Below are 22,822 nucleotides of genomic sequence, written 5' to 3'. Positions count from 1 at the left end.
AGCTCGGCGCTCCGAGTAGCGCTCGCACTATCCAGGGCTCTCAGGTGGCACTGCCGGCGTGGCTACTCGGACGATCCGACGGCGCGGACCTCGTCAGTGCTTCCAGGTGCGGCTGGAGGTGCTGATCACGTTGCCGGCCCGGTCGACGGCGTAGAAGGCGACCGTGAGCGACTTCCCGTACCTGGCCGTGTTCAGCGCCAGGTTGTAGGGCGCCTTCGAGTCGGACAGGGTCAGCTTGCCGTTGACCCACATCTGCACCTCGCGGATGCCGTTCTTGTCGGTCGCCGTCATCGAGGTCTTCACCTGGGCGCCGACCTTGGTGCCGGCACCTGGGGCGGTGACCTTGGTGATCTTCGGCCGGCTGTTGTCGACGATCACCCCGTAGCCGTAGCTGCTCCAGTTGCCGGCCTGGTCGTACACCTGCCAGGAGATGTTGAGCGGGCCGTCGCCGCGGGTGGGCTGGACCATGACGTACTTGTGGCTGGTCACGCCGCCCGCGGTCGAGTTCCCGGCGTTGGTGTAGTAAGCGCCTAGGCCGCCCGCGTCGGTGGCCGTCAGAGTGGTGGTCACCGATGTGCCGCGCACCAGGGCGTTGCGGGCGGGGGTGATCACGCCGAGCCGCGGCTTGGTGCCGTCGATCTGCACCGAGAACTTCTCGCTGCTGGCGAGGCCCCAGGAGTCCCAGGCGCGCACCTCGACCGGCACGGCGCGGATGGTGGTGCCGAAGTCGTACTCGAAGCGGAACGTTCCGCTCTGGCCGGCCTGGGTTCCGCGGAGGGCGCCCTCGATCCACCACTCGATCCGGCTCAGCGCGCTCCGATCCTCGACGTCGACGGCCAGGGACTGCTTGCCCGGCATGACGTACGGCGAGTTGGTCGACGAGATGCGCGGACTGTCGTTGTCCGCGATCCAGTTGGTGTAGTAGCTCAGGCTCCGGTTGCCGGCCCGGTCGGTCGCCCAGAAGGTGATCCGCCTGGTCAACGCGGTGAAGTCGTAGTCGATCACCCACGGTGCCGAGGTGACCTTGACCAGTTCGGTCTCGTCCGGGTAGCCCATCACGACCTCGGCGAGGTCGTCGACCTTCGGCGTCACGGTGATCCTGGTCCAGCCGTGGACGGTCGGGGCGTTCCGGGGCGGATCCAGCGTCAGTTCCGGAGCCACGGCGTCGAGGAGTACGTGCGTCGTCGCGTCGGCGGTGTTCCCGTCCGCGTCGAGGGCCCGGACGGTGACGTCGACCTCGGCGTCGTTACCCCACGCGGCGGCGAAGGTCACCTTGAGCTTCCCGCCGGCCCACGACGAGGACACCTTGTCGTACTGGCCGTCGGCCAGCACCCGCACGTCCACGACGTCGTCGCTGACGATCGGCTCGATCGCCGTGGTCTTCCCGTAGAGCTTGCCCTCGGTGAGGCCGGTCGAGGTGATCACCGGCCCGTCGGCGGCCGCGGCCGGGGCAGCGGCTCCGGCGACGAGCGTTCCGGCCACGGCGAGGACCGCGGCGAAGTTTCGTGTCTTCACGGCGTTACCGCTTCCAGGTGCGCACGGAGGTGCTGACCGCGTTGCCGGCCTTGTCGACCGCGTAGAACGCGACCTTGAACGACGAGCCGTGCCTGCTGGTGTTGACGTTCATCACGTACGGGGCCCGGGCGTCCGAGTTGGTCAGCTTGCCGTTGACCCACACCTGGACCTCGCGGATGCCGTTCAGGTCGGTCGCCGTCATCGACGTCGTCACGACCGGGCCGACCTTGGCGCCGTTGGCCGGGGCGGTGACCTTGGTGATCTTCGGCCGGGTGTTGTCCACGACGAAGGTCCGCGGGAAGGTCGTCCGGTTCAGCACACTGTCCACGACGTTCCAGCGGAGCGTGTAGTAGCCGTCCTTGCCCACCGGGAACCGTCCCGTGAAGGTGGCGGTCGGTCCGTCGACCTTCCCCGCGACGACCGCGCCGTTCAGGTTGACCCGGGAGAATCCGGCCGGGTCGGTCACCGTCACCGTGGAGGTCACCGAGGTGCCGCGGACCAGCTGCTTGTAGTCCGGGGTGACCTTCTTGACGACCGGTACGGTGTTGTCGGCCCGGACGTCGAACGTGCGTACCGTCTGGTTGCCGTGGTTGTCCCAGGCCCGGATCTCGACCGGCACGACCCGGGCGACGGGACCGAAATCGTAGTCGACCCCCACCCCGGTGCCGCGCAGCGCCCCGTCGATCCACCACTCCACCTTGGCCATGGCGCTGCGGTCGCCGAACTCGGCCGAGATCCTGTGCACACCGGGCGCGACGAACGGGTTCTCGAGGGTGATCGTCGGCCCGTCGTCGTCGACGGTGTAGTCGGCCCGGTAGCGCGGCGACCGGTTGCCGTCACTGTCCCTGGCCTGGTACCAGACGTCGCCCCGGTACCCGGTGAAGTCGAAGTCGATGGCCCACGGCGCCTCGGTGTCCCGGCCCAGCACGGTCCCGTCCCCCGAGGTGAGCACCACCTCGGCCACCTCGTCGCCGGGCGCCGTGAACCTGATCGTGGTCGGGCCGTGCACGATGCTCTCGGCGCGCGGAGAGTAGAGCTTGACGTCCAGGGCCCGGGCGCTCGCGGTGGCGGGAGTGGCGACCCCGCCGATCAGGAGGCCGGCCAGGGCAACTGCTGAGGTGAATCCCCGTACCTTCACGAATGCGGATGGTACGGGTCCGTATCGTCCACAGTCGATCAACTTTTCGGTCAGGTGTTCATTGCGGCCGGAAGCTCTCGGCCGCGCTGCCGTTGCAGGTGTACTGGACCAGCTGAACGCCGTCGGCGGTGGCCGGTTGTGTCGCGCACAGACCGCCGAGGTCCCCGGCCGGGTCAACGCGCTCCGGCAGAAGATCCGCCAGCGCATCGGCGAGAACGGCCTGGACGCGGCCGATCTCCCGGAGGTCCGCGACAAGCCGAGCCGGTTCGGTGCTGAGCGGGATCCGCAGGGCATTCGCCGCCGCGATCGAGACCGGCCGTCGGGCGAGGCGGGTGACGGTGAGCTGCGGGTTGTCGCGCAACTCGCCGCCAACGCGGCCGACGATCTCACCCCGCTGCTCGACCGTGTACGCCGGCGACGGTGGTGGGCGTGGTGTCGATGGCTGCGGTCTTCCGCATGTAGATCATCCGATCCGGTGTGGAGGAGCAGCTGGCGTGAACACAGTACACACGTCGTAAACGTTCACGTGCCTGCATCCATGTGTACGATGTCGTCACACTGATGGAGGTCTCGGGCATGGGTGTCAACAACGAGGTCACCGCGGCCGATATCGCGCGCATCGCGGGCGTTGGCCGCGCCGCCGTTTCGAACTGGCGCCGCCGTCACCCGGATTTCCCGTCGCCGGTCGGTGGACCGGCGACCAGCCCGACGTTCGCCTGGCCCGAGGTCGAGTCTTGGCTGACCGCCAACGGCCGGGCCGCCTCGAAAAAGCTGACCGGGACGAAGGCCACGGACGTTCTCGGGTTGGCGGAGGCGATGGCCGCCCTCGTGCCGCCCTCGACGCGCGGGATGGTGCTCGATCCCGCGTGCGGGGACGGCACCCTGCTGGCCGAGGTCGCGCAGTTGCTCGGTCCGCGGGTCCGTTACGTCGGGCGCACGGACGACATGACCAGGATCGACGTAGCAAAGGATGCTCTTGCCGACGCAGACGCCACGAACGTCGAGATCACCGCCGCGGACGATCGATTCGCCGCGCTGAAGGGTCAGGCGGATGCGGTGGTCTCGATCACGCCAGGTCCGGAGCACTCGATAGACGGGGCTGTTCTGGAGTACGGGCAGCCGAGTCGCGGCGACCACGCCCTGGGCTGGGTCCAGATCTGCCTGGCATGCCTCAAACGCGGCGGCACCGCGGTCGTCGCCGTGCCGTTCTCAGCCGCGGTTCGCGCATCGGCCCGCCGCATCCGAGCTGAACTACTCCGCGCCGGCGTGCTTACCGAGGTGATCGCCCTACCTGAGCGCGCCGTTAACAACACCGCCGCGCCCTGGCAGATCTGGAAACTGACCCGGCCCACCGATCGACCGGCCTATGTTTTGCGCATGGTCGACCTGACCGACCGCGACGCCGACGACCTCCCGCACGACCCGGAGGCGTGGGCGGCAGTGTTCGCTGACCCCACACGTACTCGGAACGTGCCTTCGATCGAGCTGCTGGACGAAGACGTTCTGCTGGTCCCGGCCACGCACCTTCCCCTCGAAGTGCGCGACCTCACCCCTGACCACCATGAGGCGCGCGAGCGCTACAGCGAGGCCATCGGCCGGCTGAGCGCCGAAGCACCTTCGCTTGCGGCCGGGTCAGGTGAGATCGCCGACCAGTTGGTCAGCGTCGGCGACCTTGTCCGCTCGGGGGCTCTGACCATCGTGGATCGGGAACGCGCACGGCCCGGCGATGTGGTCGTTCCATCGACATCGGGCGACTTCGCGGCGGTGGTGCTCAATGCGGTGCCGACCGGCGGAATCAAGGCGGCGTCGGTGATCCGCTGTGATCCGGATTCGCTGGACCCGTACTTTCTCGCCTGCTTCCTGCGCTCTGCGGCCAACCGGCGGCAGGCGGCCGGAACCTCAGGTGGCACCTTTCGGCTTGATGTTCGACGCGCACGCGTGCCGCGCATGCCACTGCCGGAGCAACGCCACTATGGTGAGGCCTTTCGTCAGCAGATGGCCTTCAAGGACGCCGCCGACCAGGTCGCGAATGCGGCCGAGGCAGCCGCCCGCATCGCCGTCGATGGACTGACCAGCGCCGTTTTCGCGCCCGACGCACCAGATCAGCATGGCGACGCCTTCCGCCGCCGGCACGAGAAAGAAGGTTCCCGGTGAGCACCGATCATCAGAAACTGGCGAACTTCATCTGGTCGATCGCCGACCTGCTGCGTGGCGACTACAAACAATCCGAGTACGGCCGGGTGATCCTGCCGCTGACGGTGTTGCGCCGCCTTGACTGGGTGCTCGAACCCACCAAGCAGGACGTGCTCGACAAGTTCAGCCAACTGCGCGCCACCGGACTGAAGAACATGGACCCGGTACTGCGCAAGACCTCCGGACTCAGCTTCTACAACATCAGCAAACTCAACTTCCGTACGCTCACCGCCGACCAGGACAACGTGGCCACCAACCTGCGCTCCTACATCGGCGGGTTCGCTCCCGGCGCGGTCGACGTGCTGGAGAAATACAACTTCGACGCGCAGATCACCCGGCTCGACGAGGCCGGTCTGCTGTATCAGGTGGTCAGCAAGTTCGTCGAGATCGACCTGCGCCCCGAGGTCGTCAGCAACCACCAGATGGGCTACCTGTTCGAGGAACTCGTCCGGAAGTTCTCCGAGATCAGCAACGAGACCGCCGGTGAGCACTTCACCCCGCGCGAGGTCATCAAGCTGATGGTCAACCTGCTGTTGGCGCCGGATGAGGACGAGCTGGTGACACCTGGCATCGTGCGCAAGGTCTACGACCCGGCGTGCGGCACCGGCGGCATGCTCAGCGAGGCCCAGGACCACATCGAGGCGCACAACCCGAACGCCACGGTCGAGGTCTACGGCCAGGAACTCAACGGCGAAACCTACGCGATCTGCCGCTCCGACATGATGATGAAAGGCGGCAACCCTAACAACATCGCGTACGGCAACTCGTTCAACCAGGACGGCCACGAAGTCCAGAAGTTCGACTACATGCTCGCCAACCCGCCGTTCGGCGTGGAGTGGAAAAAGGTCGAGAAGTTCGTCAAAGACGAGGCGGCACGCGGCTTCGCCGGCCGGTTCGGGGCGGGACTGCCCCGCATCAACGACGGGTCACTGCTCTTCCTCCAGCACATGATCTCCAAGATGAAACGTCCCGAGGACGGCGGCAGCCGCCTCGCGATCGTCTTCAACGGCTCCCCGCTGTTCACTGGGGCGGCCGGCTCCGGCGAGTCGGAGATCCGCCGCTGGATTCTGGAGAACGACCTGCTCGAAGGCATCGTCGCCCTGCCCGATCAGCTCTTCTACAACACCGGCATCTCCACGTACTTCTGGATTCTCAGCAACCGGAAGACATCGGAGCGCCGTAAGAAGGTCGTGCTGCTCGACGGCCGCGACTACTGGACAAAAATGCGTAAAAGCCTCGGCGACAAGCGCAAGATGCTCACCGCCGACCACATCACCGAGCTGACCAAGCTGTATGTCGAGGCGCTCGCCGTTGCCGAGGACTCCGAACACCCGCGGCACGGCAAGGTGAAGGTCTTCAAGGCCACCGACTTCGGCTACCAGCGCATCACGGTCGAACGCCCGCTGCGCTTGCGCTTCGAGATCACTGAGGAAGCGGTCGCCCTCCTCGCGAGCACCAAGGCCGTCATCAGGTACGACGGCGGCGAGTCCCTTGTGGCATCGGCGACGGCGCTGATCGGTACGAAGGCCAGCAGCCGCGGCGAGTTCGCGATGAAACTGGCCGCCATCGGGCACCTCCCGGCGTCCGTGGAGAAGGTCGTCTGGGAGTCATTCTCGGTCAGCGATCCGGATGGCGAGATTCAGACCGATCGCAAGGGCAACCCGCTGCCCGACCCCGACCTACGCGACGGCGAGAACGTGCCTCTGAACGACGACATCCACAATTACCTCCATCGTGAGGTCGTCCCGCATGTCCCCGACGCCTGGATTGACGATTCCAAGACAAAGATTGGCTATGATATCCCGTTCAGCCGCCACTTCTACATCTACCAGCCACCTCGTCCTCTAGCGGAGATCGACGCGGACATCAAGGCGCTGGAGGATCAAATTCAAACTCGGCTGAGCCGGGTGACAAAATGAGCCGACTCAGGCTTCGGCATGTCATCCGCGTAAATCCGCCCTGTCCACGATTCGATCAGCTTGGTCCAACCGATGACCTGACCTTCTTGCCGATGGAGGCGGTTTGGGCGGACTCGCGGTTGGATACGAGTCGGGTGCGTATCAAAGCAACAGTGGCGACTGGATATACGCGGTTCCAAGATGGTGACGTCCTCGTGCCGAAGATCACGCCGACTTTCGAGGCTGGGCGATCCGTACCGATTTCTGGCCTCCTCGGCGGTGTAGGAGCTGGCACAACCGAACTGCATGTGTTGCGTCCAACCGAATCGGTAGACCAAAGTTTTCTGGCTTACATCACCCAAAGTCATCCCTTCCTAAAATTCGGAGAAGCGGAGATGTACGGCGTTGCGGGCCAGAAGCGTGTTCCTGATGACTTTGTTCGTGACTTCGTCGTAGACCTCCCACCCGTGGAGGAGCAGCGGCGCATCGTCGACTTCCTCGACGCCGAGACGGCCCACATGGCCGAACTTCGAGAAGGGTACGAGCGCTTGAGGTCGTTGATGACGGAGCGCTGGCAGGTACTAACCCGTCGGCTAGTCACAGGATTCGATGAATCGCATGGCGACAGCGGTATGGCGGTCTCGTGGCTCGGCCGCATCAACCCGCGGTGGCCGATCACCACGATCGGGAGAGTGTCGCGCACGTACATGGGTACGACGTTCCCGCATGCGTATCAGGGCGAAACTACTGGTGAAACCCCGTTCATCAAGGTGGGCGATTTCGGACTGGCTGATTCGAGAGGATGGCTGTCAACAGCGGGAAATTGGGTCACTCGACGAGTGGCCAAGACCCTTCGCGCTCGAGTAGTTCCGGAGGGTTCGGTTCTCTACGCTCGAGTCGGCGCGGCCATGCTGCTGAATCAACGTCGGCTTACCACGCGTGAGTCGATCGTCGATGACAATGTCCGGGGTATAAAATTCTCTGGTGGCGACCCGCGATATTGGCGGTACCTGCTTACACTATTGGATCTAGGGCAGCTCTCGAATCCGGGCCCAGTTCCGTCGGTTAGTGAATCACAGGTGGCTGCCGTACCGGTACCGCTTCCTCCGGAAGAAGAACAACTGCGTATCGCCCATCGCCTCGACGAGTTCAATGATGAGCATTCTCATCTCAACCAGAACTTGTCGAATCAGGTCGCGTTACTCAAAGAGCGGCGGCAGGCGTTGATTACTGCGGCGGTTACCGGGCAGCTGGATGTGACTACGGCTCGGGGGAGTGGGTTGCAGTGAGTGTGCATGGAGAGGGTGCTTTCGAGGAGGCGATCGAGCGATCGTTGCTTGATACTGACTGGCAGCAAGGGCTGGCGTACAGCTATGACCGGAAATTGGGGCTGGACACCTCTGAGCTGTTCACCTTCCTCGGGGCCACGCAGAACGACGCCTGGCTCAAGCTGGTCGCATACCACGGGAACAACTCGGCGGATGCGCAGCGGCATTTCAAGGAATACCTCGCCAAGCAGATCGATGAGCGGGGGCCGCTTGACGTGCTGCGGCGTGGGTTGAAGGACAAGGGGATTCTGTTTCGGCTGGCGTACTTCAAGCCGGCGCACTCGATCACCGATGACGCGCTGAAGCTGTTTCGGGCCAACCGGCTCAGCGTGACCCGGCAGCTGCACTACTCCGAGGCCGAACCGAAGAAGAGCCTTGATCTGGTGCTGTTCGTCAACGGGATTCCGCTTGCCACGGCCGAGTTGAAGAATCCGCTGACCGGGCAGACCGTCGAGGACGCCAAGGTGCAGTACCGGACCACACGAGACCCGCGCGAGTTGCTGTTCTCTCGGCGTACCCTCGTGCATTTTGCTGTTGATCCTGATCTGGTCTTTGTCACCACAAGGTTGGCCGGAGAGAAGACGCGGTTTCTGCCCTTCAATACCGGGTCGGCGGGGGCGGGTGTTTCCGGCGGTGCGGGCAACCCTGCTGGTAACGGTTACCGGACCGGGTATCTGTGGGAGCAGATCTGGCGGCCGGAGACGTGGCTGGACCTGGTGCGGCGGTTCCTGCACACGGACAAGGAGTCGCGGGCGCTGATATTCCCGCGCTACCACCAGTGGCACGCGGTCACCCAGCTTGCCGAGCACGCGGCGGAGCACGGGTCGGGGCAGAACTACCTGGTGATGCACTCGGCGGGGTCGGGGAAGTCGAACACGATCGCGTGGCTGGCGCATCGGCTGTCGAGTTTGCACGGCGGGGCGAACGAGCCGGTCTTCGACAAGGTCATCATCATCACCGATCGGGTGGTGCTGGACCGGCAGTTGCAGGACACGGTGTTCCAGTTCGAGCATGTGCCGGGTGTGGTGCAGCGGATCGACAAAGACTCGCAGCAGTTGGCCGATGCGCTCCAGGGCGAGACCGCGAAGATCATCATCACGACGGTGCAGAAGTTCGGCTTCGTCCTGGAGAAGGTACAAGGGCTCAAGGGCCGGCGATTCGCGGTGATCCTCGACGAGGCCCACTCGTCGCAGGCCGGGGAGAACGCCGCCGACCTGAAACGGGTTTTGCTGAAGCTCGGCAGCGATGACGTCGACGCGGACGGTGACCTGATGACCGCGTCGGCGCTGGCGCGGGGGCGGCACGAAACCCTGTCATACTTCGCGTTCACCGCGACCCCGAAGGCCAAGACCCTGGAGCTGTTCGGCACGCCCGGCGCGGACGGCAACATGCACCCGTTCCACACGTACTCGATGCGGCAGGCGATCGAGGAGGGGTTCATCCTCGACGTGCTGCGGCAGTACCTGACCTACAAGGCGTACTGGAAGTTGGCCAACGCCAACCCGGACGACCCGGAGGTCGACCCGAAGAAGGCCGGCTCGCAGCTGGCCCGGTTCGCGGTGTTGCACCCGACGATGAACGCGCAGAAGGCGGAGATCATCGTCGAGCACTTCCGCCGCCACTCCGCGCCGCGGCTCGACGGACGGGCCAAGGCGATGGTGGTAACCGGCTCGCGGGAGGGTGCGCTGCGGCTCTACACCGCGATCAACAAGTACATCGAGACGAACGGCTACACCGGGTGCGACGCGCTGGTGGCGTTCTCCGGGGAGCTGGAACTCGACGGCGTCGAGGTGACCGAGGCGCGACTGAACGGCTTCGGCGAGGGTGAGCTGCCGGAGAAGTTCGGCTACACGGCGGCCGACGACAAGCACGCCGGCACGCCGAAAGCCAAGCAGGAGCGCGAATACAAGCTGCTGGTGGTGGCCGAGAAATACCAGACGGGCTTCGACCAGCCGCTGCTGACCACGATGTACGTGGACAAGCCGCTCAAGGGTGTCGCCGCGGTGCAGACGCTGTCCCGGCTCAACCGGACCCACCCGCTCAAGGTGCAGGGCGACGTGTTCGTGCTCGACTTCGTTAACGCGGCCGACGACATCGCCGAGCAGTTCAAGCCGTACTTCGAGACCGCCGCGACCATCCCGACCGACCCGAACCTGCTCTACACGGCGGAGAACGCGGTCACCTCGTACGCGTTGCTGGTGGACTCGGAGATGCAGGCGTACGCCGAAGCATTGCTCGCCGCCGAAGGCAAGGCGAAGACCGACGCCGCGTTGCAGAAGACGCACGCCGCGCTGTACCGGTTCACCGACCCGGCGAAGGACCGGTTCGTGGCCCTGGTCGCCGACGACCCGGAGGCAGCCGACGGGTTCCGGGCCGCGCTGCGCGACTACGTGCGGATGTACGCGTTCCTCAGCCAGGTCGTTCCCTACCACGACGAGGGCCTGGAACGGCTCTACCTGTACGGGCGGGCGCTGCTCAACCGGCTGCCACGCCGGCAGGACCCGTCCGTCGACATCGGCGAGATCCAGCTGACCCACCTGCGGGTCAGCAAGACCGGTGAGCACGACGCCTCGCTGGACGCCGACGGCGAGCAGATGCTGCCCGGCTACCTCGGCGGCGGCGCCGGCCCGCAGAACGACCCAGACAAGCTGGCGCTGTCCGAGCTGATCGAGGAGCTCAACGACCGGTTCGGGCTGGGCCTCGGCGAGGCCGACAAGATCTGGTACGAGCAGCAGATCGTCGCGATGACCGAGGAGCCGACCATGGAGGCCGCCGCGCTGGTCAACGACGAGGACAACTTCGGCGTCGTCTTCGACAAACGCATCGAGTCGGTCATCTTGTCGCGCCACGACGACAACGGCAAACTGATGCAGCGCTATTTAGACGATGACATGTTGCGTCAGCGCATGAACCAGCTCGGACGCAGCCAGGCGTACAAGTTGATCAGGCGTAAGCACGGCCTGACCTGACGGGGGAGATGTGCTGCAGCCGGGGACGCGGATCGCCGGCCGGTACGAGCTGACGCATCCGATCGGCAGCGGCGGGATGGGTCAGGTGTGGGCCGGCTACGACGAGCGGCTCGACCGGCCCGTCGCGGTCAAGTTCCTCAAACCCGGGTACGCCAGCGACGCTGATCGCCAATTGGTCATCGAGCGATTCAAGCGCGAAGCCAAGGTCACCGCTCGGCTCGACCACCCTGGCGTCCCCGCAGTGCACGACGCCGGCGTTATCGGGGACTCACCATGACCGGCGAGACCATCGGCACCCCGACCTACATGGCGCCCGAGCAAGCCCTCGGCGCGGGACCGGTCGGGCCCCGCGCCGACCTGTACGGCCTGGGATGTGTGCTGTTCGAGCTGATCACCGGGCAGCCGCCGTATGAGTCGGACACCCCGCTGGGCGTGTTGCACCAGCACCTCGACACGCCGGTCCCGTATCCGGGCGCTTTCCGCGACGACGTACCGAAGGAGCTCGACGAACTCGTTTTCGCCTTGCTGGCCAAAGACCCGCAGGACCGGCCCGAGTCCGCCGGCGAGGTCTATGTGAGCCTGCTGCGCTGGGTGACCGCGGAACTGCCACCAATGGCGCGGGCGCCGCAGGAGCGCAGCTCCCCGGACCCCACCTCGCCGTATCGGTTCCCGTTCGGCCCGCTGCCCCGTGACAGCGTGGCGGGGACGCGCCTGGTCGCGGCCCAGGAGGCGCCGGCGAGCATCCCGAGCATCGACGAGGTGCGCGAAGCGCGGGACAGGGCGATGGGGCTGATCGAGGACGAACGGTTCGGGCAGGCAGCAGACGCGCTGGCCACCATGCTGCGCCGGGCCGCGCCGATCTATGGCAGCGGTTCGCCTGAGATCCTCGAGGCCCGGTTGGACTACGGAGCCGCGCTGATGCTGGCCGGCGACTTCCGCGCCGCGTTGCCAATGTTCGAGCAGCTCGGTGTTGACCTGGCTCGGCGGTATGGCTCGGACCACGAGCTTGTCCGGGAGTGCCGTCAGCAGGTGGCTATCTGCCAGGCGGAGCTGGGTGAGGCCACCGAGGCGTTGCGGACGTTGCGGACTCTCCTCGCAGAGGTAACCGGCGCGGCGGGCTTCCCTATGCGGCAGCAGATCGCCGTGATAACCGCCAGCCTCGGCCGGATCGGCGAGGCTGGCGGTGGACTGGACGACCTGTTGAGCGACATGAGGCGAACTCCTGGTGTGGGCCCCGCCGACATTCAGGACGTCGAGGCGCTGCGTGATCACCTCCGACACCTGATGGACGGTACTGACCATTAGTCTTTTGGGCCGGCGTACGGGGCCTCACAAGGTGGTCACGGACATCCCGGAGATCCATGGCCAGACGGTCGAGGGTGACACCGTTCGAGCTTTTTTGCATGAGGTCGGCCGGGCGTCGGTGTTCCAGCAACGCGAGCAGGCACGCGCTCCTTGCGGCGGGTGGGAACTTTGAGTGTCACACCTGCTCAAAGGGGGCATGCAGGGGGAGCCGGCTGGGGTGTGGCCCTGGAGCACCGGCTGGACACGGAGAACGCTGATGACTTGGGTGCAGGGGATTCGGGAGCGGGCGCGCGAACGGATTGCGGCGGCGGCTGTGCGCAATCCGCCTCCCTACGTTGGTGGGGACGACGTTGTTGTTGTTCAAGCGCAAGGCACTGACGATGTGCTTCCGCGTGGGGTTCGAACTGCGGGGGCCTGGGCCTGGCGGTTCATTCTGTTCGTTGTTGCGGCCTATCTGGCGTTGCGGATGGTCTCGCTGCTGCGGGTGGTGATCATCCCGGTTGTCGTCGCCGTGCTGCTTGCCGCTCTCTTTCAGCCTGTGGCGGGAGCGCTTGTCCGGCGGGGGATGAAACGGTCGCTGGCCGCGGGGCTGGTGCTCATTGCGGCGCTGGTCATCGTGATCGGAGGGTTGAGTCTGATCATCCGGACGATCATCGGGCAGATCGACTCGCTGTCTACGCAGGTCAGTGACGGTGTGGGGCAGGTGCAGAAGTGGCTTGCCAACGGGCCTCTGCACATCTCCGCCGACCAGCTCGGTGACTACGTCGACCGGGCACGGCAGGCCATCACCGACAACCAAGGCAGCTTTGCCACGGGCGCCCTGAGCACCGCCAGCACCATCGGTGAAGTCGTCACCGGGTTCTTCCTGGTGCTGTTCACGCTCTTCTTCTTCCTGCGGGACGGCGGGCAGATCTGGGCGTTCCTGTGCCGGCTGCTGCCGCGGGAGGCGCGGGTGGCCACCGCCCGCGCCGGCCACTACTCGTGGCACACGCTCGTCTCCTACGTGCACGCGACCGTGCTCGTCGCGTTCGTGGACGCGGTGGGAATCGGGATCGGGCTCTTCGTGCTCGGCATTCCGCTGGCTCTGCCCCTGTCCGCCCTGGTGTTCCTCGGCGCGTTCATCCCGGTCGTCGGCGCCACCCTGACCGGCGTGGTGGCCATCCTGGTCGCGCTGGTCGCGCACGGGCCGTTCCACGCGCTCATCGTGCTGGCCATCGTGATCGGGGTTCAGCAGCTCGAAGGGCACATCCTGCAGCCGTTGATCATGGGACGGGCGGTGGCCCTGCATCCGCTCGCGGTCATCCTGGCCATCGCGTCGGGCATCGTGGTCGCCGGGATCGTCGGCGGGCTCATCGCCGTACCCCTGCTCGCGGTTTTGAACACGGCCATCCGCTATCTGGTGCGTCATCCGGAGGGTGACCCCACGCCCGACCGTCAGCCGCCAGGCACCGACGACAGTGACGAGACCGAGATCGAGGGCGAGACCGCGCCGGGGGTGCCGTCGCCGGAGACCTCGGTGAGCACAACCTGATCGACAGGGAGTTCGCCGAACCTACACCGGGCCGTCGTCGTCCAGGCCCCCCGAGTAGCGATCGGGGCTCTCCGGCTCGCCCTCGTCGGACGGGGTGACCTCGGTCTGCTCGTGCTCCTCGGCGAAGTCGCCGCCATCGTCGTCGGGATCGCCGATGGGTTCCCTGTTATCGCTCATGGTTACCCCGGCTACCCGTTTGACGGCCGGAGTAACGGGCAATCGAGGGACATGCCTGCACGTAAGGACATGCCCAGCACCCTGAAGCGGTCGCCCGAGAAGGCCCAGGACACGTACGCCGAGACGCTCGACTCCGCGGTCGAGCAGTACGGCGACGGCGAACGCGCGCATCGCACGGCGTTCTCCTCGGTCAAGCACTCCTTCGAGAAGGTCGGCGACCACTGGGAGCCGAAGGCCAAGAAGGGCCCGAGCGACGCCAAGGCCGCCGGTGGCCGGGACAGCAAGGCCAAGACGGCCGAAGGCGTGGACGCCAACGCGAGCAAGAAGCACCTCATGGAGCTGGCCAAACGACTCGACATCAGCGGCCGTTCCCGGATGACCAAGGCCGAGCTGGTCGACGCCCTTCAGAAGGCGAACGAGCGCAGCACGAGAAAGGCCCGGAGCAAGTAGCACTCCGGGCTTTTCCCTCGAGCAGTCCGGGTCAGCCGGTGAAGCCGGCGAAGATCTTGCTGAACTCGAACGGGGACTGGGCCACGTTCGTGCACTGGAACAGGGCGCCGGTGCAGGCGTTCTTGTCGCGGTTGACCTCCCAGAACGACACCATGCCGACGTGGTTCTGGTTCGCGAAGGCGATCAGGTCACGCGCGTCGTCCTGAGCGAACCGGCCGTTGTCGTCGTTCTGGCCGAGCATCGGGGTGACACCCACCATCTGGAAGGCGGCCGCGTCGCTGTTGCCGTACACCTGCTTGATCTGGTCTTTTGTCGACCGGACCGCCTGGATGGCGAGGTTGCCGTAGTCCTGGCCGGCCCGCCCGTAGTCCATCGCCATGATGTTGACCAGGTCGACGTCGACGCCGGCGTCCTTAGCGGAGCGGACGACGTTCAGGCCGTCGCCGGTCAGGCCCTCCGGGAGCACCGGCAGGGTCAGCGAGATCTTCAGGCCCGGGTTGGCCTTCTGCAGCGCGGCCAGAGCGGTCGAGCGGCGCGCGATCGAGGCGGCGTCGGCGGACGCGGCACCCTCGATGTCCAGGTCGATGTACTTCAGGTTGTACGCCGAGACGACTGCCTGGTACTCGGCCTGCAGCGCCTTGACGTCGGTGCACGCCTGCGCCAGCTCGACGCCCGTGGCGCCGCCGAACGAGACCTTGACGTCGCCGCCGGCCGCCCGGATCCCGTCGATCTGGTCGGCGAACTGCTTCTGCCGCGGGTCGAACGCCCCGAACCAGCTGGCCTTGCAGCCGGCCCCGGTGACGAAGGCCAGCGAGAACGAGTTCACGTTGCCGCTGTCGGCCAGCTGCGCCAGGGTCGCGGAGCCGTTCGAGAGCAGACCCATGTCGACGTACGGGGCGACGAGCACGTCCCCACCGGCCGGGGTGGCCGGCGGCGTGGTCGGGTCGTCGGCCGGCGGCGTCGGCTCCTCGGCCGGCGGGGTCGTCGGGTCCTCCGCGGGAGGCGGTGTCGTTCCGCCGCCACTGGAGCAGTCGGCGCCGTTGACGGTGCAGCTCGTCGGGTCGCCGCTGCCGGCCACGATGAACCCGAACTCGGTGCTGCCGCCGGCCGGGATGCTCGCGTTGTACCCGCGGTCCTCGGCCTTGGCGACGCCACCCTCCGCCTTCACCGACGCGTCCCAGAAACTGCCGAGCTTGGCCGAAGCGGGCAGCCCGAAGTCCAGCTCCCAGCCGCTGACCGCCGTACTCCCGGCGTTCTTGATCGTGAATTTCGCCTGGTAGCCGGTGCCCCAGTCGGAGTCCTTGCTGAAGGTCGCGGTCAGCGTCCCACCGTCGTTGGTCCCGGCAACTGCGGCGATGGCGCCACCACCAGCGGCCAACACCGCCGCTCCCGCATAGATGGCCAGCCGCAGTCGCTTGCGTCCCATGTGACAACTCTCCGATCAGGGGGCCTTTCCGAACGGCTCTGATCGTGTGCTCGTGCGGCTTAACAAGCCTTGCCAGTTTTCTTAAGTCCGCCTCAAGTCGCTGCCTGTTGCAGCAATGGCTACACCGGGACAGGGCACTTACGGTCCGGTCGCTCCGGACGCGCGGCAGCGTGCCGCCGCGCGTACCGAAGGATGGATCGCCGTGCCCACCCGCTGCCTGGGCGAACTCAGCTGAGCAGCTCGTCCAGCCAGGCGTTGCGGAACTTGCCCGTCGGGTCGTAGCTCTTCGCCAGCTCGGTGAAGTCGGCGAAACGGTCGTAACGGGTGCGGATCGTCGCCGTGGGCATCGTGAAGACCTTGCCCCAGTGCGGGCGCGGCGACAGGCCGGCCAGGGACTCCTCCAAGGCGCGGACCGCGGGCAGGACCGCCTCGGTGTCGGCGATCCACGTGAAGTGCAGGCCCAGGCTGTCCTGCTGGTAGTTCATGCTCAGCCACAGGTCGTCGGCGGCCACCGTGCGGATCTCGTTGACCTGCAAAACCGGAGAGATCTTTTCGCGTACGCGAGCCACGGCGTCGATCGCTGCCAGAGCGTCGGACCTGGCCACCATGTACTCCGACTGCAACTCGGCACCGGAGCTCGGGGTGAACTCCAGCTTGAAATGCGGCAGCCGGGCGTGCCACGGGCCGGGCACACCGCCCTGGTCGGTGGCGTTCGTGGGGTCCATGCCGGGGATCGGGCCGCGCTTGCCGCCGGCCGGCGTCGCGCCGAAGAACGGGCCGGCCGGCATCTCGTCGAGGCGCTTCAACCAGGCGTGGTTGATCGTGGTGCTCGCCCAGTTCGTGAACAGGCTGACGCTGTAACCGGCGCCGAGCACGGCATCCAGGTTCGTACCGAGGGAATCGCGCGTCAGATCGTCGTACACGTACTGGCGGATGTCGAAGGCCGGGACGAGATCGAGCGTGAGAGAGGTGATCACGCCCAGCGCGCCCAGGCCGACCACCGAGCCGGCGAAGCCGGGCTCGCCCCGGCGCAGCGTGACCAGCTCACCGTCCGCGCGGACCAGCTCGATGGCGGCGACCGAGGCGGCCAGATTCTGATTGCGCTCGCCGGAACCGTGCGTGGCCGTCGTGATCGCGCCGGCCACCGAGATGTGCGGCAGCGACGCCGTGTTGTGCAGCGCCACCCCTGCCTCGTGCAGCTGACCGACCAGGTCGCCGTAGCGGATGCCGCCGTCCACCCGGACCGTGCGCTTGTCCTCGCTGATCTCCACCGAACGGGGCATGCCGGACAGGGAAACCAGGTCGCCGGGGGTGTCCGCGATGCGGTTGAACGAATGGCCGCTGCCCAGCACGCGGACACGCTCGGCGTCCGCGACCAGCCCCTGGAGCTCGTCGACCGAGGCGGGGCGATGCACCCGCTCGGCCGTGAAGACGATGTTGCCGGCCCAGTTGGTGACTCGCTCGCTCATGCTGCCACGTTAGCTATTTTTCGGTACGGCGGCGCCGGTCACGCACGTAGATCACGCCGTGCTTGCCGGTCCCGGCGTCCCGGCGGTCCAGGTCGAACTGCTTGATCGCCGTGACCAGGCCGCTCAGCTTGCCGAAGCCGTAGTTGCGGGAGTCGAAGTCGGGACTCTGCTTGGTGAGGATCTGCCCGACATGCGACAGCATGGCCCATCCGTCCTCATCCGAGGCTGCCTCGACCGCGTTGCGCAGTTTGTTCACCAGGGCGGCGCTGACCTTGGCGGGTTCCGGTTCGGGCTCCTCCAGTGGCTCCTGCAGGTTCTCGACGTAGATGAACTTGTCGCAGGCCGAGACGAACGCCTTGGGCGTCTTACGCTCGCCGAAGCCGTAGACGATCAGCCCCGACTCCCGGATCCGCGACGCGAGCCGGGTGAAATCGCTGTCGCTGGAGATGATGCAGAACCCGTCGAACCGGTCCGAATACAGCAGATCCATCGCGTCGATGATCATCGCCGAGTCGGTGGAGTTCTTCCGCATCGTGTACGCGAACTGCTGCATCGGCTGGATCGACTGGGCCAGCAACTGGTCCTTCCAGCCCTTGAGGCTGGGCCCGGTCCAGTCGCCGTACGCTCGCTTGACATGTGCCGTGCCGTACTTGGCGATCTCCGCGAGCAACGCCTCGACAATGCCCGGCTGGGCGTTGTCCGCGTCGATGAGTACCGCCAGCTTGATGGCGTTGTCGTTGGTCAAATGCGCTCCCTGGGAGAATTCTGATGTCCTCGATCGCAGAGCTGACCGAGCAGGTGCGCGCCTTCGCGCGGGACCGCAACTGGGAACAGTTCCACACGCCGAAAAATCTCGCCATGGCGCTGGCCGGCGAGGTCGGCGAACTCCTGGCGGAGCTGCAATGGCTCACCCCGGAGCAGTCGGCGACCGTGATGGCGGACGAGGACCTGGGGCCGAGGGTACGCGCGGAGATCGGCGACGTCACGATCTATCTGGTCCGGCTGGCCGACGTTCTCGGCATCGACCTGGTCACGGCGGCGCAGGACAAGCTGGCGGAGGCCGGCCGCCGCTACACGATCGAGGCCGCCCTCGGATCACCCGCCAAGATTGACTAGCGCTCGTTCTCCGCCTCGGGCTCGACGCGGTTCGCCTTGGTCTTGTTGATGCCGATGTTGCTGCTGCCGCCGGACGGGGTGTCGGCGGTCGGCGCCTTGTCGGTCTGGAAGTCGCCGGTCTCGTCGGAGCCGGTGATGTGCTGGTCGGTCTCCGAGCCCGCGTTGGGCGTTTCGTTGGTGGACATGCCCTATGACTACCCGCCGGATCGGGGGGTGATGCGCCGGGTAGCCATAAGCCAGGTGATCACGGCCTACGAGTCGCTGGACCGGGCCCAGAGGTTGATGCCGGACTCGGTCGCGTACTTGTCGATCTCGGCCAGCTCGTCGTCGGTGAACGCGGTGTTGTTGAGTGCCGCGACGTTCGCCTCGAGCTGTTTGACGCTGCTCGCGCCCAGCACCGTCGAGGTCATCCGCGTGTCGCGCAGTGCCCAGGCGATGGCCAGCTGCGCCAGGCTCTGGCCGCGGCGCTCGGCGATGCCGTTCAGCGCCCGGACCTTCTCCAGGTTCTCGTCGCTGAGCAGGCCGGTGGAGAGCGACTTGTCGGCGCCGGCCCGGGAGCCCTCGGGTACGCCGTTCAGGTAGCGGTCGGTCAGCATGCCCTGGGCCAGCGGGGAGAACGCGATGCAGCCGGCGCCCTCGCGTTCCAGTGTGTCCAGCAGGCCGTCCTCGATCCAGCGGTTCAGCATCGAGTACGACGGCTGGTGGATCAGCAGCGGCGTGCCGAGGTCGCGCAGGATGGCGGCGGCCTCCGCGGTGCGTTCCGGCGAGTACGACGATATGCCCACGTACAGCGCCTTGCCCGCCCGGACCGCCGCGTCCAGCGCGCCCATCGTCTCCTCCAGCGGAGTCTCCGGGTCGAAGCGGTGCGAGTAGAAGATGTCGACGTAGTCCAGGCCCATCCGTTGCAGCGACTGGTCCAGTGACGCGGTCAGGTATTTGCGGGAGCCGTGGTCGCCGTACGGGCCGGGCCACATGTCGTAGCCGGCCTTCGTCGAGATGACCAGCTCGTCCCGGTACGGCTTGAAGTCGGTGGCCAGGATCCGGCCGAAGTTCTGCTCCGCCGAGCCGTACGGCGGGCCGTAGTTGTTGGCCAGGTCGATGTGCGTGATGCCCAGGTCGAACGCGCGGCGCAGGATCGCCCGCTGGTTCTCCAGCGGCTTGTCATCGCCGAAGTTGTGCCACAGGCCCAGCGACACGGCGGGCAGTTTGAGCCCGCTCCGGCCGGTGTGGCGGTATTCCATGCTGTCGTAGCGCGTGTTCTCGGCGGAGTAAACGGTCATGCTCTTCACCTTGCCCTGAAATTCGGTCGCCGCCTCACTTTCGATCGTGTTAGGTCTGTCGCCATGCGTGAGCGGGTGGAGAAGATTTTTGCGGAGACGGTCGGCCAGGACGGCGCCGCGGTCTGCGTGACCGTCGACGGCGAGACCGTGGTCGACCGGTGGCAGGGCAACTGCGACGCGGCGGGCGCCCGGCCCTGGGAGCGGGACACGATTCTCAACGTCTACTCGACGACCAAGACCATGGCCGCCCTGACCGCGCTGCTCGTGGCCGACCGCGGCGAGCTCGACTTCGCCGCGCCGGTCGCCCGGTACTGGCCGGCGTTCGCCGCGGCCGGCAAGCAGGACGTGACCGTGGCGCAGGTGATGAGCCACTCCTCCGGACTTTCCGGCTGGCGCGAGCCGCTGGCCACGGCCGACCTTTACGACTGGGAGAAGGCCACCGCCCTGCTGGCCGCGCAGGAGCCGTGGTGGAAACCGGGCACCGCCTCCGGCTACCACGCCGTCACCCACGGCTATCTGATCGGTGAGATCGTCCGCCGGATCACCGGGCGCACCCTCGGCACCGTGTTCCGCGAGGAGATCGCCGGTCCGCTAGGGGCCGACTTCCACATCGGGCTGCCTGCCTCCGAGGATCACCGGGTCGCCGAGCTCGTCGCGCCGCCGACCCCGATCGCGGGTTTCGACGGCAGCGAGATCCAGGTCAACGCGGCCGGCAATCCGCCGATCGACGTGCCGACCGTGCAGACCCGGGAGTGGCGCGGCGCCGAGATTCCGGCCGGCAACGGCCACGGCAACGCCCGGTCCGTCGCGGTCGCCCACACCGTCCTGGCCACCGGCGGCGCCGGGATCATGTCCGAGGCGGGCTGCCGGCGGGCGTTGGACGTGCAGATCGAGGGCACCGACCTGGTGCTCGGCTTCCCCATCCGATGGGGGCTGGGATTCGCGGTGGGCGGCGGCTTCGCGCCCCACCAGGACCTCCTCTCCTGGGGCGGGAACGGCGGCTCGTTCGCGCTCATCGACATGCGTGCGCGCAGCACCTTCGCCTTCGTCACCAACCGGATGGCCGCGACGACCGTCGACCTCCGCGGCATCAGCATCGCCATGACCATGTGGGAGTGACGGTCTAGCCGTTGGGGAGCTCGACCGTCACGCGGAGCCCGCCGGCGGCGCGCGGGGTGAGCGTGAGGGTGCCGTCGTGGGCCTGGGTGATGCTGTTGACGATCGCCAGGCCGAGGCCGACGCCCGCGTGTTCGGTGCGGATGCGCGCGGTGCCGCGCTGGAACGGTTCGACCAGCGTGGAGGTCAGAAACGGGCTGAGTCGCTCGCCGGTGTTCTCGACGGCGAGCCGGACACCTCCGGGGTGAGCGCCGGTCGTGACCCACACGGTGCCGTGTCCGGGCAGGTTGTGGACGATCGCGTTGTGCACCAGGTTCATCGTCAGCTGCAACAGCAGCGCATGGGAGCCGACGGTGCGGCTCACGTCGGTGGCGGTCTCGACGGTGACGCCATGCTTCTCCGCGAAGGGCAGCAGGGTCTCGGTGGCTTCCTCGGCCAGCAGGGACAGGTCGACCGGGCCCCGGGCGAAGGCCCGTTGATCGGCGCGGCTGAGCAGGAGCAGGGCCTCGGTCAGGTCGATCGCCCGGGTGTTGACGGTGTGCAGGCGGTCGACCAGCCCGCCGGTGAGGCTGTCCGGGTCGTCGCGGGCGACGTCGAGGAGGGTCTTCGTCGTGGCCAGCGGGGTCCGCAACTCGTGCGAGGCGTTGGCCGCGAAGCGCCGCTGTTCGTCGACGTGTGCCTGGAGCCGGGCGAGCATGGCATCGAAGCTGTCGGCGAGCTCACGGAACTCGTCCTGCGGGCCGTCCAGCCGGATCCGGTGCGAGAGCGACCCGCCGGCGGCCATGCGGGTGGCGTCGGTGATGCGGGACAGGGGCGCGAGCATGCGGCCGGCCAGCATCCACCCGCCCACCAGCCCGAATGCCAGCAGGAACACCAGCATGGCGGCCGCCTTGGGGCCGAACGCCGCCAACAGGTCGGAACGGTTGGGGATCTGCCCGGCCGGGCCGAACATGACCTCGTAGTCGGGCACGTACCGCAGGAGGAACACCCACACGACGGCGAGCATCAGGGCGCCCGCGACCATCAGGAATCCGGCGTAGCTGAGGGTCAGCTTGAGCCGGACACTCAGACCGGGAGCTCTATCCATCGCTGATCCGGTAGCCGACGCCGGGCACCGTGGTGATGATCCACGGCTGGCCGAGCCGTTTGCGCAATGCCGAGACCGTGATGCGTACGGCGTTGGTGAACGGGTCGGCGTTCTCGTCCCACGCCCGTTCCAGCAGATCCTCGGCGCTGACGACACCGCCCTCGGCCGCGACGAGGACCTCGAGCACCGCGAACTGCTTCCTGGTCAGCGCGACATAACGGCCGTCGCGGTAGACCTCGCGGCGGAACGGGTCCAGCCGTACGCCCGCGATCTCGCGCACCGGCGGCCTGACTTGGGAGCGCCGGCGGTCGAGCGCCCGGAGGCGGAGCACGAGTTCCCGCAGCTCGAAGGGCTTCGTGAGGTAGTCGTCGGCGCCGAGCTCGAACCCGGACGCCTTGTCGTCCAGCCGGTCGGCCGCGGTGAGCATGAGGATCGGCATGCCGCTGCCGGAGGCGACGATACGTTCGGCGATCTCGTCGCCGGAGGGTCCTGGGATGTCCCGGTCCAGGACGGCGATGTCGTAGGCGTTCACGCTCAGCAGTTCCAGGGCCGTGTCGCCGTCCCCGGCGACGTCGCCCGCGATCGCTGCCAGGCGCAGACCATCGCGGATGGCCTCGGCCAGGTAGGGCTCGTCCTCGACGATCAAGACACGCATGGCACCGATGAAGCTACTGCCCGGCGCATATCGCCGACGTATCGGAAAACACGTACGGACCGGCAACAGCGCGATGCCTTGACTGGGGCATGAGCAGACGAATGCGCCGCTTGGGCGCACCTTCCGAGACGGGCGCCGCCGATGACAAGACGGCCACTCGAGATCAAGG

Annotated in this window: 21 protein-coding genes; 10 read left to right on the top strand and 11 right to left on the bottom strand. The window is 67.0% G+C overall.

From position 1 onward, the window contains the following. Positions 1 to 93: 93 nt before the first annotated feature. From QSK31_RS37285 to QSK31_RS37275, 3 genes are read right to left on the bottom strand one after another with little or no spacing between them, the layout of a single operon-like run. Positions 94 to 1,515 carry an Ig-like domain-containing protein gene (locus QSK31_RS37285; RefSeq protein ID WP_285689417.1) on the bottom strand — a complete coding sequence of 474 codons (1,422 nt, stop codon included), beginning with the start codon at positions 1,513 to 1,515 and terminating at the stop codon, positions 94 to 96. Positions 1,516 to 1,519: 4 nt separating this feature from the next. Next, the gene (locus QSK31_RS37280) at positions 1,520 to 2,653 is read right to left on the bottom strand and encodes an Ig-like domain-containing protein (RefSeq protein ID WP_285689416.1); all 1,134 of its coding nucleotides are present in this window, start codon (positions 2,651 to 2,653) and stop codon (positions 1,520 to 1,522) included. 58 nt (positions 2,654 to 2,711) lie between these two features. Beyond that, the gene (locus tag QSK31_RS37275) at positions 2,712 to 3,014 is read right to left on the bottom strand and encodes a ricin-type beta-trefoil lectin domain protein (protein WP_285689415.1); all 303 of its coding nucleotides are present in this window, start codon (positions 3,012 to 3,014) and stop codon (positions 2,712 to 2,714) included. A 200-nt stretch (positions 3,015 to 3,214) separates the two neighbouring features. Here QSK31_RS37275 and QSK31_RS37270 point away from each other — a divergent pair, with 200 nt between their 5' ends. The 7 genes from QSK31_RS37270 (at position 3,215) to QSK31_RS37240 (ending at position 13,877) form a co-directional block, all read left to right on the top strand. Beyond that, positions 3,215 to 4,807, top strand: coding sequence for an N-6 DNA methylase (locus tag QSK31_RS37270; RefSeq protein WP_285689414.1), 1,593 nt, complete (start codon positions 3,215 to 3,217; stop codon positions 4,805 to 4,807). Continuing rightward, entirely contained in the window at positions 4,804 to 6,765 is a 1,962-nt protein-coding gene (locus QSK31_RS37265) for a type I restriction-modification system subunit M (RefSeq protein WP_285689413.1), read from the top strand. The genes QSK31_RS37270 and QSK31_RS37265 overlap by 4 nt, the downstream gene beginning before the upstream one ends. Before the next feature lie 194 nt (positions 6,766 to 6,959). Next, positions 6,960 to 8,033, top strand: a complete 1,074-nt coding sequence (locus QSK31_RS37260) for a restriction endonuclease subunit S (protein WP_285689412.1) — start codon at positions 6,960 to 6,962, stop codon at positions 8,031 to 8,033. Continuing rightward, positions 8,030 to 11,041, top strand: coding sequence for a type I restriction endonuclease subunit R (locus QSK31_RS37255; RefSeq protein WP_285689411.1), 3,012 nt, complete (start codon positions 8,030 to 8,032; stop codon positions 11,039 to 11,041). The genes QSK31_RS37260 and QSK31_RS37255 overlap by 4 nt, the downstream gene beginning before the upstream one ends. Before the next feature lie 10 nt (positions 11,042 to 11,051). Further along, positions 11,052 to 11,318 carry a protein kinase family protein gene (locus tag QSK31_RS37250; RefSeq protein ID WP_285689410.1) on the top strand — a complete coding sequence of 89 codons (267 nt, stop codon included), beginning with the start codon at positions 11,052 to 11,054 and terminating at the stop codon, positions 11,316 to 11,318. Then, positions 11,315 to 12,346, top strand: a complete 1,032-nt coding sequence (locus tag QSK31_RS37245; RefSeq protein WP_285689409.1) for a serine/threonine-protein kinase — start codon at positions 11,315 to 11,317, stop codon at positions 12,344 to 12,346. Before QSK31_RS37250 ends, QSK31_RS37245 begins: the two co-directional genes overlap by 4 nt. Positions 12,347 to 12,542: 196 nt before the next feature. Continuing rightward, the gene (locus QSK31_RS37240; protein WP_285689408.1) at positions 12,543 to 13,877 is read left to right on the top strand and encodes an AI-2E family transporter; all 1,335 of its coding nucleotides are present in this window, start codon (positions 12,543 to 12,545) and stop codon (positions 13,875 to 13,877) included. A 21-nt stretch (positions 13,878 to 13,898) separates the two neighbouring features. Here QSK31_RS37240 and QSK31_RS37235 read toward each other — a convergent pair whose 3' ends face one another. Continuing rightward, complete coding sequence (locus QSK31_RS37235; RefSeq protein WP_285689407.1) at positions 13,899 to 14,054, bottom strand: hypothetical protein; 156 nt, start codon at positions 14,052 to 14,054, stop codon at positions 13,899 to 13,901. A 51-nt stretch (positions 14,055 to 14,105) separates the two neighbouring features. Between QSK31_RS37235 and QSK31_RS37230 the strand changes: the two genes are divergently transcribed. Beyond that, positions 14,106 to 14,504 carry a ChaB family protein gene (locus QSK31_RS37230; RefSeq protein WP_285689406.1) on the top strand — a complete coding sequence of 133 codons (399 nt, stop codon included), beginning with the start codon at positions 14,106 to 14,108 and terminating at the stop codon, positions 14,502 to 14,504. Positions 14,505 to 14,535: 31 nt separating this feature from the next. On the opposite strand, the gene QSK31_RS37225 is transcribed toward QSK31_RS37230, so the two are convergent. The 3 genes from QSK31_RS37225 to QSK31_RS37215 all read right to left on the bottom strand — a co-directional run bounded on the left by QSK31_RS37225 (position 14,536) and on the right by QSK31_RS37215 (position 18,144). Beyond that, positions 14,536 to 15,930: a cellulose binding domain-containing protein gene (locus tag QSK31_RS37225; protein ID WP_285689405.1), complete on the bottom strand. Its 1,395-nt coding sequence runs from the start codon at positions 15,928 to 15,930 to the stop codon at positions 14,536 to 14,538. Between the two features lie 227 nt (positions 15,931 to 16,157). After that, positions 16,158 to 17,399: an FAD-binding protein gene (locus QSK31_RS37220; RefSeq protein ID WP_285689404.1), complete on the bottom strand. Its 1,242-nt coding sequence runs from the start codon at positions 17,397 to 17,399 to the stop codon at positions 16,158 to 16,160. Positions 17,400 to 17,412: 13 nt separating this feature from the next. After that, positions 17,413 to 18,144 carry an NYN domain-containing protein gene (locus tag QSK31_RS37215; protein ID WP_285689403.1) on the bottom strand — a complete coding sequence of 244 codons (732 nt, stop codon included), beginning with the start codon at positions 18,142 to 18,144 and terminating at the stop codon, positions 17,413 to 17,415. Between the two features lie 23 nt (positions 18,145 to 18,167). Between QSK31_RS37215 and QSK31_RS37210 the strand changes: the two genes are divergently transcribed. Next, positions 18,168 to 18,515, top strand: coding sequence for a nucleotide pyrophosphohydrolase (locus tag QSK31_RS37210; RefSeq protein WP_285689402.1), 348 nt, complete (start codon positions 18,168 to 18,170; stop codon positions 18,513 to 18,515). Here the strand turns inward: QSK31_RS37210 and QSK31_RS37205 are convergent. Together QSK31_RS37205 and mgrA are read right to left on the bottom strand one after the other, a co-directional pair. Further along, the gene (locus QSK31_RS37205) at positions 18,512 to 18,700 is read right to left on the bottom strand and encodes a hypothetical protein (protein ID WP_285689401.1); all 189 of its coding nucleotides are present in this window, start codon (positions 18,698 to 18,700) and stop codon (positions 18,512 to 18,514) included. The two genes, QSK31_RS37210 and QSK31_RS37205, sit on opposite strands and share 4 nt — an antisense overlap. A gap of 66 nt (positions 18,701 to 18,766) precedes the next feature. Then, a complete protein-coding gene (gene mgrA, locus QSK31_RS37200; RefSeq protein WP_285689400.1) occupies positions 18,767 to 19,795 on the bottom strand; it encodes an L-glyceraldehyde 3-phosphate reductase in 1,029 nt (342 codons plus the stop codon). Between the two features lie 63 nt (positions 19,796 to 19,858). Here mgrA and QSK31_RS37195 point away from each other — a divergent pair, with 63 nt between their 5' ends. Then, positions 19,859 to 20,914, top strand: a complete 1,056-nt coding sequence (locus QSK31_RS37195) for a serine hydrolase domain-containing protein (protein WP_285689399.1) — start codon at positions 19,859 to 19,861, stop codon at positions 20,912 to 20,914. A 4-nt stretch (positions 20,915 to 20,918) separates the two neighbouring features. Here the strand turns inward: QSK31_RS37195 and QSK31_RS37190 are convergent, their stop codons facing one another. Then, positions 20,919 to 21,998 carry a sensor histidine kinase gene (locus QSK31_RS37190; RefSeq protein WP_285689398.1) on the bottom strand — a complete coding sequence of 360 codons (1,080 nt, stop codon included), beginning with the start codon at positions 21,996 to 21,998 and terminating at the stop codon, positions 20,919 to 20,921. Further along, the gene (locus tag QSK31_RS37185) at positions 21,991 to 22,653 is read right to left on the bottom strand and encodes a response regulator transcription factor (RefSeq protein WP_285689397.1); all 663 of its coding nucleotides are present in this window, start codon (positions 22,651 to 22,653) and stop codon (positions 21,991 to 21,993) included. The genes QSK31_RS37190 and QSK31_RS37185 overlap by 8 nt, the downstream gene beginning before the upstream one ends. Positions 22,654 to 22,822: the final 169 nt, after the last annotated feature.

The sequence above is a fragment of the Actinoplanes sp. NBRC 103695 genome, from assembly GCF_030269485.1.
Classification (GTDB): domain Bacteria; phylum Actinomycetota; class Actinomycetes; order Mycobacteriales; family Micromonosporaceae; genus Actinoplanes.
Note: the sequence above shows the minus strand (reverse complement) of the source record. Positions and strands in the feature narration are given on the sequence as shown.